We start from the raw sequence: 11,117 nt of genomic DNA, 5'->3' as shown, positions 1-11,117 counted from the left end.
TCTTCCTGCTTAATCTACGTCACTAAATTCGTTCAAGTTATTTCTTGCAATCTGCCTAATCTAATTCTATCAGAATCATCCTTATATATTATTAATGAATTGCTGTTTCTTACAATAGAACCATTTTCTGCTTTAATATTGCCATTGAAGTTATTATTACCGTCAACAGAAATATTAGTATTAGTTTTTCCAATATTAGACTGAATTTTACCCCCTGAAAATAATCCTTTAAACCAATTCCAAATCTCATACAAATTAAAAGCTTCCTTTCAAATCTTCCATATTTAGTTTCTCAATAATAATATAGAGATTTTCCTGAAACATTGAGAATATTATAAAAAATAATTATTACGTTGATAGTCCCGCTTGGCATCGGTCAATTCTTAAACCGCCCAAATCATACATTTTTAAACCGCCATAAAATGACAATTTAAAACCGCCCTTGACAAACCAGAGCTCATCAGAGCTCCGGTCTATTTTCGTGCTTTCAAGTTTCAGTTAAGAACTAATAAATCTGCGAATACCTATCCTATTATTTTATTAATTTACCAGCTAAATTCACAATAATCAAAGCAATTTTAGTTGTGCTTATCAAATAGGCAATTTCATTTAATATTACTATCCTTGGAAACCATTATGCTAGTTATAACTACTCTTTTAAAAATTTTTGCAATGCCTCTTGCCATCTTAAAATTTTAAATCCAGTATTTTCTGCCTTATCCAGATTCATGATTGAGTGCCGTGGACGGTAAGCCTTCTGTGGGTAAGCCTCAGATGTTACCGGTGCCACCTCGACATCCTTGTCCTTCAGAATTTCACTGGCAAACTCGTACCAGGAACAACTTCCTTCGTTGGAGAGTTGGTAAGTGCCAAACGGCTGATCATTATCCACCAGATAGATCATAAATTCGGCTAAGGTCCGCGTCCACGTTGGGAGGCCAAACTGGTCGTCAACTACCGTCAGCTTATCGTGATCCTTAGCCAGACGTAGCATTGTGTAAACAAAGTTCTTGCCGTACTTACCGAAGACCCAGGACGTCCGGATAATGTAGTAATCATCCAGTGTTTCCTTAACAGCCTGCTCACCAGCAAGCTTGGCCTTGCCATACTCGTTCTTTGGGTTGGTTGGATCATCGACCTGGTACTCGTCAGGATTTGTTCCATCGAAGACGTAATCCGTGCTGATGTAGACCATCTTGGTTCCGACCCGCTTAGCTGCTTCAGCAACATTACGGGTTCCGTCCTCGTTGACCTTCCAGTTGGCCTGTTTTCCTTCATCTTCGGCATTGTCAACTGCAGTATAAGCCGCACAGTGGTAAACCACTTCAGGCCTCAAGGCATCGAACTTAGCATCAACCGCCTGCTTATCGGTGATGTCCAAGCCCTTGGAATCAAAGGCATCATAAGCTACCCCACGTTCATCAAGCAAGTTGCGTAACTCACTACCCAGCTGACCGTTGGCACCGGTGATTAAAATTTTTGTCATTCTCGTTCCCTCCAAAAAAGCCAGGCAACATTTAGCTGCCTGGTTAAATCATTTTAATTATTGACCATTCTTAGCGTACTTAGCTTCAACTGCAGCCTTCTCGTCCTTCCACCAGTCTTCATGCTGGGTGTACCAGTCGATAGTGTGTTGAAGACCCGTCTTGAAGTCGGTGTATTCCGGCTCCCAGCCGAGATCGTTGCGCAACTTGGTGGCGTCGATGGCATAACGCAGATCATGACCTGGACGGTCCTTGACGTGATCGTAAGCATCCTTAGGCTGACCCATCAGTTCCAAGATCATCTCAAGGACTTCCTTATTATTCTTTTCGCCGTTAGCCCCGATCAGGTAGGTCTCACCGATCTTCCCTTTGGTCAGGATGTCCCAAACGGCGCGGGAGTGATCATTGGTGTGGATCCAGTCCCGAACGTTCTTACCAGAGCCGTAAAGCTTTGGCCGAATTCCACTAAAGATATTAGTAATCTGGCGTGGAATAAATTTCTCAATGTGCTGGTAAGGACCGTAGTTGTTGGAGCAGTTGGAAATGGTTGCCCGCAGACCGAAGGAACGAACCCAAGCCCGAACCAAGAGATCGGAACTAGCCTTGGATGAGGAGTATGGACTAGATGGACGATATGGAGAATCCGGTGTGAACTTCTCACCCTTACCTTCACCGTGGCCCGGCAGGTCTTCCCGTAATGGCAAGTCACCGTAAACCTCATCGGTGGAGATGTGGTGGTAACGAACGTCGTACTTCCGGCAGGCCTGGATCAAGGTGAAGGTCCCCTCGATGTTGGTCTTGATGAACGGCGTTGGATCGATCAGTGAGTTATCGTTGTGACTTTCAGCAGCATAGTGAACCACGGCATCAGCCTGGCTGACCAGCTTGTCAACCAGATCCTTATCACAGATATCACCAACGACCAGTTCGACCTTATCCTTCGGCAGGCCAGCGATGTTAGCTGGGTTCCCAGCGTAGGTCAGCTTATCTAGGACGGTGATGTGTTCAACTTCGGGGTGATTATTAACGAGGAAGTGAACGAAGTTGGAACCGATAAAGCCGCAACCACCGGTAACAATGATATTCTTGAATGCTTTCTTCATAGCTAGACTCCTTAGATTTCACCGTAAACAAATGGATTATTCTTTTCGAATTCCGTGAAGGTTGGTTGAGCGGCATCCTTCTCGGAAGTGATGGCCTTATCGAATTCGATTGGCCAGTCAATACCCAGTTCGGGTGTCTTAAAGGAGAAACCACCATCAGCCTCAGCGTCGTAGTAGTTGTCCACCTTGTAAAGGAAGTTAACATTGTCGGTCAGGGTCAGGAAACCATGGGCAAAGCCACGTGGAACCAGGAGTTGACGATGGTTACTTGCGGAGAGGATATAGCCTTCCCACGTTGGAAGTGCAGGCCCCGTAGAACACCGGCCCGGCTAGACAATGATTGGTTGTCCTGAACGAAGTTGAAGTCGATGCCTGCTTCCTTGAAGTCCCGATCAGAGTAGGTTTCCTCGAAGAAACCTCGGTTATCATCGAAAACCTTTGGAGTAATAATCTTAACATCTTGTAACTTAGTCGTTTGTACCTTTAATTGTCCCATTATTCTCCTCCTAATCTTGCTTAGCTAGCCGCAGTAAGTATTGACCATAGTCATTCTTCTTGAGTGGCTGAGCCAATTCGACTAGCTTATCCTTATCAATGTAACCCATCCGGTAGGCAATCTCCTCCAGGGCTGCGACCTTCAGATTCTGCCGTCGTTCGATCGTTGCAATGAAGTTAGCTGCCTCCAGCATTGAGTCGTGAGTCCCGGTATCTAACCAGGCGTATCCACGCCCCATTAGCTTAACATCAAGTTTGCCACGCCGCAAATACTCTTTGTTAACATCGGTAATCTCCAATTCGCCACGTGCGGATGGCTTGATATGCTTGGCAATGTCAACGACATTGTTATCGTAGAAGTACAGACCGGTGACCGCATAATTGCTCTTCGGATGGGCCGGCTTTTCTTCAATTGACAAAGCATGCATCTGGTCATCAAAGTCAACCACCCCGAACCGTTCAGGATCATTGACGTGATAACCAAAGACCGTCGCCCCATCAGTTTTCTTGGCAGCTTCTTGAACCAATCGGGAAAGGCCAGCACCGTAGTAGATGTTATCACCAAGGATCAGAGCTACCGAGTCATCACCGATGAAGTCCTCACCCAAAATGAATGCCTCTGCCAGGCCATTTGGACGTTTCTGAACCTTGTAAGAAAAATTCAGTCCTAGGTCAGAGCCATCCCCTAATAGTTTCTTAAACAGGGGCATGTATTCTGGCGTTGAGATCACCAAAATATCTCGGATTCCAGCTAACATTAACGTCGATAATGGATAGTAAACCATCGGCTTGTCATAGACTGGAATTAACTGTTTTGAAATACCCCGAGTGATCGGGTATAAACGAGTGCCAGATCCCCCAGCTAAAATAATTCCTTTCATAATTAACTAATCCCTCACAATCCTTTAGATTTTTACTATGAATATTAAATTATATATCATTAATTATATAACACGTAATTATCGATATAAAAAATCAAACCATATATCTTAAGAATCTTAAATTTGTTTCAGATCTAACTAAGTAATAGATATAGTATCCAATAACTGAAACGACTAATATTCCTGCAAAGATTAGCATATGAGATTGGATAAGTCCCAAATATTCTAAGACTCTTCTTACTATTATTATTGGATAGAGCTGAAAACAATATATAAAAGTACTCATATTTCTCAAAAAAAGTGGTTTGTCTAATCTAACAGATAATCTAAGAGCAAAAATTGTCAGAATAAAACTAGTCGGAGCAGTCATGATAGTTTCTTCACTATTTATACACCCGCCATTGAGAAAAGTAATGTAATTAATTAGTACAAAAATCACCAAAAATATTACTAATAAACCAATGATTAATTCTTTACTACTCTTCAAAAAACATCTATATTCAACGATTAAATATCCTAAATAAAAGTAGATAAGTAGTCTTAAGCAGGAATGAGTACCAATTGTAGTAAAATTAAACATATAATTATACTGATTTGCTAAAACGAAATATCCTTCAACTAGTACTAATAGAAAGCCCAATACAATATCATTTGGTATCAATTTCTTTATAAGTAAAAATAAAGGTATGCCAACTAATGTAGCTAATAGATACCAAGAAATTCCCCAACCATTTGCATCGTAAGTTATGTTAACTCCATTAGCATTATAAGTAGAAGGAAAGATAAAATAAACACAATATGTAAGAATATTTTTTAAATTAACTCCCCCAAAATGCTTAAATATATATATCGTCTGTTTTAACATTAATGGCAAGTAGATAATCTGCCAAGCCATATATAAATAAAATATTCTCTTACAAAATTTTATTACATAACTCTTTCTTTCCTCTTTTTTACTTAAACCTAAATAATGTTTAAAAAAGAAAAAAGAGGATGTAATTGCAAAAAATGGAACACCAAGTCTTCCAATTATTTCTAAAAACGGTGCATTAGCATGAATTGCCAGCACTCCTACTGCAGCAAGCAATTTAAAAATATCGATTCCTGTATATTCTTTTCTTATTGTCATTAATAAAAAATCCTTACTTATTTCTTAGCTTTCTCAATATACTATTATTGTTTCTTTCATATTTTAAGAAAATTTTTAGCATCTTTTTATGTGAAATACTAAGTTCATTCATAACAATCCTTGGCCAATACCATACATTATGAATTAATTGGCTAATAATCTGTGCATAAATGAAACCACGTATTCCAAAATTAAAATATCCAACAAAGATAACTGATAAAATAGTACAAATAATAGATGCCATTAAAAATGATTTATAATAGATAATTCTATTAGTAGCAGCTAAATACCACGCAAAACAATCCCTATACTTTAATAAAAATTGATAAATACCTACGCCCACTATTATTGGAACACTTAATATTGCCTTTGATTTGATAATATTTATTATGGGTATAAAAAGCATAATCCCCATAATTCCTATAGGATATAATAAGAAGAAGGTTACAAAACCTACTGAAAATTTTTCCCTTATTCTAGTTATATCTCTATGAGAATAGGCTTCTTGGTAAATCGGCAAATATGAAGAAAAAAGTGATGTAGCGATCTGTGCAACAGCAGAAGTAAATTGAACCGCTAAACCAAAGCTAGCTGTAGTTACCAGTCCTAAGTAAAAAGAACATAATATTGTTGTAACCTGATTACTAACAAAATTAGCAATAGAAACAATTCCTTCTCTCCATGCATTATGCCAAACCACCGTAAAAGTATCCCATAAATCGTTCTTTTTAACTTCTCCGACTTTTTGTAAATTGTTTTTCATATTATGAAATTTGTAGAACTTATTTTTACAAATTCCTCTAAAAACTAATCCATAAACTATGTTGGAAATAGAAGTGCTTAGTATACCAAAATTTAAAAATAACAGTAGTATAGTTAATATAATTTGAAGCATCTTTGAAATTACCCTTGCTTTATTATCAGCACCTATTTCTCCAATACCTCTAAGAAAAGCATCATAATATCCATATAATAAATCTAGGAATATTCCAAAAACATAAAGAAGCCAAGCAACGACTACAGTAAACTCATTAATATTTTTACTAATTTTAATGATGTAAATGGTGCCAACGCTTGCTAAAATAACCAGAGCACTTAAAGAGATAATAAGGTAAACTCGCTTACAAGTTTTTATGACTTTTTTTAATAAGACAAAATTAACTTTTGAACTCGTAGCAACCTGAACATTTTCTTTAGTTAGCTTTTCAACTCCACTCCAACTATAAGCTATGTTTCTAGCAAACATTGAGTTAAAGCCAAAATCAAAAAGTACAGATATAGCACCTAAACTAATAAAAACATTCCATAATCCATAATACTCTGTTGTCAGAAACTTTAACAAAAAAGGAATTAACAGAAAATTTCCGGCTAATGAAACAATTATGCCAATATAATTCCAAAAAATATCACTTTTAGAAATATTAATCCTCATTTTCTTTGTTTTTTCCTCCTTGAATTTAGAAAGATCAGCGTATATATAATTGCTAAGCAAAAACTGATTTGTGAAAGAAGATTAGTAATGACATAGATTATCATTAGTTGCATTGACAACATATACATAACAAACCACTTTATATTACCTTTTGATAAAAATAAATGATATACGAATTGTATAATCACTCCAAGCAGAAAACTCATTAAGAATATTCCCATTAATTTCCCATCAGCATAAGAAGGAAGAAAGCCAGTTACACAAAAATTATATGGGCTTGATGAATCACTTGAAATAGTTATAACGCCACGTTGAATAAGGTCAAAGAAATCATTAGCATTTTCCATTCTCGGTAAATTAAAGAAATTTGATAAAATTGTAAAAAAGCCATAGAAGGTACCCATACCAAGTAAATTCTCGCTTGAATAAATATATGGCACTTTAATGCCAAAATTCACAACACTCCCACATAAATAATAATAAATTCCTTGAAGGAACGTCTGATTGTCACTAGATAAGTTTTTTCCACTTTTTCTTAATACAGTAAACAAATTAATCACAAGTACAAAGAAGATTATTGCTACTAATATTTTCCTTATCTTTTTCTTTGACTTTAATTCATCAAAAAAGACTAATAAAATGCTTACTAACGATGCGACAAAATAAATGAATGGCATCCTAGCACCATTCCCGATAAAGTAAAGAAAAGTAATTAAGGTAGTTAAAACAAGAAGTAAATTCTTTTTATTTTCAATTCGAGATATTAGAGATAATGGTAACTCAATGTATAATAGTGGTACAGACACATACGAGTGTAGAAATACAATAATCGCATTTTGATTAAGAGAACCATTTTGCTGAGCAAATTGATTATATCTCATCTCGTATAAGCTCCCACCACCTCTTATGTACTCAAAAGAAGGGATTGCATAAACAAGTTCAATAAAAAATGAAACAAATGCCAAAAATACTAATATTTTATATATAGATTGTACCTGTATGCCTAATTTAGCTAAATTTACATTACTTTTTTCAAGCCTTACGTTTGTTGCAGTGACTAATCTCGTTCCAAGAAAAAAAGCACATATACCAAAAGTGATAATCAAATAGACGCTAGCTGATGCTTTAAAGAGACCGTAGAATCTTAATTGTGCCAAAAAAAATAGTAAAAAAAATGATGTTGCAAGAATCATCGTTGGACTATAAAATTTTTCTTTGAATAATAATCCTATAATAATAAAAGCTAAAAGGATAAAATCACAAAATATAGATAACATAAAAACCTCAAATAACTAATCTATCAATTTACTAAATTCTTCGCAAGACCTGTTTAAATAAAATTTATTTTTCTCATTCTTAAAATTCTCTTTTAACTTTATTCTAAGCCTTTTACTTTTAAATAATCTGATTACGCTTGTTTCCAATTGTTTTACGTTATCAATGTCACAAATTAATGAATTCCTTTCTGACGCGTAATTTCTTACACCACCACAATCGGTTGTTACCAATACGCATCCACAAAACATACTTTCTAACCCAGTTAAACCAAATCCCTCAAATCGACTAGTACACAGGAAAATTTTCGCTTTATTCATAATTTCAGCAACTTTTTCAGGAGTTGCTGATCGTGTATAATGTATCCATTTAGGCCAATTCCTATCTCGCTTAGGAGTTCCAAATAAATATGCTTCTAAATCTGGATATTTTTGTTTTAATTTAAATATTACTTTTAAGCCTACATTTGATGCTTTTCTTTCGTCTAAATGATAAAGCATTGCAATGCTGTGGTTATTTCTATTTTTTTCATAATTATAAAAGATACTTTTATCAATTCCATTCGGAATATAATATACCTTCTTTTTAGTATGTTCTGATACTTTTTTTACCAGCCACTTAGAAACAACTACCAGTTTCATATTCGGATAATTATAAGTTTCAAATAACTGTTTTTCATCTAATTGCCAATTCTTTTCAAAATCTTGAATAAGATAGATCTTTTTCTTAACAGATAAAGAATTAACAAAGACAGCAGTTTCTGCAGCTGTTGCAACAACTACGTCATAACTTTCGAAGATCTCCCTATTTAATGAAAATACATTGATCTTTTTAATTTTGGAAGATAGGTCATACCACCTAGGCTCTCTTTTGCAGATTAAACATCTTAACAAATATACCATTCTCTTAGGTAATCCCTTTGAATTTTTTCCTCTATTGCTATCAAAGAAGATTGACACATCATTATTTTGAGCAGCTAAATAGTTTGCATACTCGTATACCACTTTATACCCACCAACAATTTTTGTTGTCGGCATTGGCAATAAAAAAGCAATCTTCATTTTTTAATACCTTCCTTGCCCCATATTATTCTGTTGATAGTCTTTTAACGCAAAAATTAATTGCAAGATTTTTTTTACTTTATGATCCTCAAAAAGTAATATATAAAAGCAATGCTTAAATGTCTGTAGCCAATCAAGTATAATTTTCCTAGAACGTTTCAATATAAACTTATTATTGAAATATAATCTATTTCTAAATATATAATAATGCCGCTTATATGAATGATTCCCTAGTTTAGAATATTTTGTTCTTTGCCCTAAAGTTTGATATAGTACTGAACCTCCATATTCAACTACTCTATAGCCATTATTAGTACATTGCCTGCAAAAATCTACATCCACTCTATCTATAAAATAGTTAGTGTCAAAAAATATATTTTTACTATTTAAAAGAGATATATTTAAAAAACTGCCTGAACTTATTAAATAGCGCTTACTAGAAATACTGTTTTTCCTCTCAACTTTGTAACCACTATTATTTTTATATTCAACATGAGGACCAATAACAGCAATTCTTGACATATCATGTTTATTAATGTACTTAAACATAGAAATAATATCACGATTATTAAATTCACTATCTTGATCCATAGTACATAGAAAATCAAAATCTCCATATAAATTAGTGAGAAAAAAATTATATGCTTTTGATAATCCATCATTTTTCCCATTAGCATATATAAATATATTAGATTTATTACTTATTAACTTAAGATTTCGATTTTCTTTAGGAGTATTATCATATACGAAAACTTTATCAAATACCTCTGAATATTTTTTGATTTTTTTAATGACTTTACTATCTGGGCAAAATGTAACTACTTCACATGCGAACTTTTTCATAAAAGATTTCACCAACTAAAGTTTTGTGTCAAAATACTTAAAATTTTTATACTTTAATTTTTTTCTTATATAATCCGGCATAATGGGCAATATTAATTTTCTAATTTGTAAAATACACTCATATTTCCAACTTATAATTCCCCTATTTGAAAAACTAACTTTAGGATACTTTTTCTTTAAGTAAAAGTAATTAACTCTATCCCATTTTCCTTTTTGGATACTAGGAAGAATATGAAATAAATTTTTTTGTAATATCGTTCTATCTTTAAAATACAAATTTTCTTTTCTATTTGCTAATTTAAGATATTTTATTTCAAAATCTCGATCGGTTATATTATGAGAAAATTCTTTCTTTATAAATTCAGGACTAGCACCAAATGCAATAAAACTATGCCCATATCGTTCATCTGTGTTAATTCTCCTATACTTTTTTTGATGATTTCTTTCATGTAAAGAAAATTGTGGTAATAAACGACAATAATTAATATTTTCTTTAATAAGGGATTGTAAAAGAGATTCAATACTTTTATTATTAACAGGCTTAGAAATAAAAGCATCTCCTAAAAACACAAGATAGTAATCTGCTTTGTAATTCAAAGCGGCATTATATACACAAGATGGCAAAGAGTCATATTCTCTATTTCTTATAATTGGAATACTATCAAAGTTTATACTAGCATTTGCCGGTCCTGTAACCGAAATAATTAAATGTTTATACGCCTCTGGCCAATTCATTTTTAGCAATTCAATATAGTTTCTGGTTATATCTAAATATTTGACGTTAGTTGGTAAAATTATTCTATACTCTACATTAACCATTACTATTTCCTCTTATGCAAAAGCCTTTGATATAAAATTTTTCTAAGTAACACAGGAAATATAGCATTTCCAATCATTGCTAGACTACTTATAACTACTGTCCTGTTTGTCCCTATTCCTTTATGCTTCCATATTTTTTTTTGCTTTATATATGTATGCAGATATTTAATTCCTCCTCGTCTCTTATACATGTTATTATCAACACGCATATTAACCAAAACTTCCGGAATATTAACTAAAACATATTCAGCTGATAAAAAGCGAACCCATAAGTCATAATCCTCTAATACATTTAGACCAGAATAGCCACCTATATTTAATAAAGCAGATTTATTAATCATAACTGTTGGATTATTAATTGGACTTCGATAAGCTGCAAATCTTTCAATTTCTTTAGGTACTAACGGAACTCTTCTATAGCCAACAATGTTATATTCTGTTCCTAAGAACTCGCTTACTTGCCCGCCAACAACGGCCAATCTAGAATATATATCTTTGTATTTATTAATTGCCTTTATTTGAAGTTCGAATCTATTACTATAACTGAAACTTGAAAGCACGAAAACTAGCCGGAGCTGCGTCAGCTTCGGCTTTT

11 protein-coding genes and 1 pseudogene are annotated in these 11,117 nt (G+C 34.0%); all 12 read right to left on the bottom strand.

The window, feature by feature from the left end; all coding sequences use genetic code 11:
* Window positions 1-32: 32 nt before the first annotated feature.
* On the bottom strand, window positions 33-254 hold the full coding sequence (locus FD32_RS10015; RefSeq protein ID WP_152666494.1) for a hypothetical protein: 222 nt from the start codon (window positions 252-254) through the stop codon (window positions 33-35).
* Window positions 255-649: 395 nt separating this feature from the next.
* Complete coding sequence (gene rfbD / locus FD32_RS02300) at window positions 650-1,486, bottom strand: dTDP-4-dehydrorhamnose reductase (protein ID WP_047766855.1); 837 nt, start codon at window positions 1,484-1,486, stop codon at window positions 650-652.
* 57 nt (window positions 1,487-1,543) lie between these two features.
* Window positions 1,544-2,587, bottom strand: a complete 1,044-nt coding sequence (rfbB, locus tag FD32_RS02295; RefSeq protein WP_047766853.1) for a dTDP-glucose 4,6-dehydratase — start codon at window positions 2,585-2,587, stop codon at window positions 1,544-1,546.
* Window positions 2,588-2,598: 11 nt separating this feature from the next.
* Window positions 2,599-3,083, bottom strand: a pseudogene (locus tag FD32_RS02290) (dTDP-4-dehydrorhamnose 3,5-epimerase family protein).
* A 10-nt stretch (window positions 3,084-3,093) separates the two neighbouring features.
* Window positions 3,094-3,963, bottom strand: coding sequence for a glucose-1-phosphate thymidylyltransferase RfbA (gene rfbA / locus FD32_RS02285; protein WP_047766851.1), 870 nt, complete (start codon window positions 3,961-3,963; stop codon window positions 3,094-3,096).
* A gap of 94 nt (window positions 3,964-4,057) precedes the next feature.
* Window positions 4,058-5,092: an acyltransferase family protein gene (locus FD32_RS02280; RefSeq protein WP_047766849.1), complete on the bottom strand. Its 1,035-nt coding sequence runs from the start codon at window positions 5,090-5,092 to the stop codon at window positions 4,058-4,060.
* 13 nt (window positions 5,093-5,105) lie between these two features.
* The gene (gene wzx, locus FD32_RS02275) at window positions 5,106-6,524 is read right to left on the bottom strand and encodes an O-unit flippase-like protein (RefSeq protein ID WP_047766847.1); all 1,419 of its coding nucleotides are present in this window, start codon (window positions 6,522-6,524) and stop codon (window positions 5,106-5,108) included.
* Window positions 6,521-7,801, bottom strand: a complete 1,281-nt coding sequence (locus FD32_RS02270) for an O-antigen polymerase (protein WP_047766845.1) — start codon at window positions 7,799-7,801, stop codon at window positions 6,521-6,523. The genes wzx and FD32_RS02270 overlap by 4 nt, the downstream gene beginning before the upstream one ends.
* 15 nt (window positions 7,802-7,816) lie before the next feature.
* A complete protein-coding gene (locus FD32_RS02265) occupies window positions 7,817-8,860 on the bottom strand; it encodes a glycosyltransferase family 4 protein (RefSeq protein ID WP_047766843.1) in 1,044 nt (347 codons plus the stop codon).
* A gap of 3 nt (window positions 8,861-8,863) precedes the next feature.
* Window positions 8,864-9,703, bottom strand: a complete 840-nt coding sequence (locus FD32_RS02260) for a glycosyltransferase (protein ID WP_047766841.1) — start codon at window positions 9,701-9,703, stop codon at window positions 8,864-8,866.
* Between the two features lie 15 nt (window positions 9,704-9,718).
* Complete coding sequence (locus FD32_RS02255) at window positions 9,719-10,522, bottom strand: hypothetical protein (RefSeq protein WP_047766839.1); 804 nt, start codon at window positions 10,520-10,522, stop codon at window positions 9,719-9,721.
* A gap of 2 nt (window positions 10,523-10,524) precedes the next feature.
* The coding region (locus tag FD32_RS02250; protein ID WP_476703302.1) for a glycosyltransferase family protein at window positions 10,525-11,117 on the bottom strand (593 nt) is incomplete at its 5' end.

The sequence above is a fragment of the Limosilactobacillus panis DSM 6035 genome (assembly GCF_001435935.1).
Lineage (GTDB): Bacteria > Bacillota > Bacilli > Lactobacillales > Lactobacillaceae > Limosilactobacillus > Limosilactobacillus panis.
Note: the sequence above shows the minus strand (reverse complement) of the source record. Positions and strands in the feature narration are given on the sequence as shown.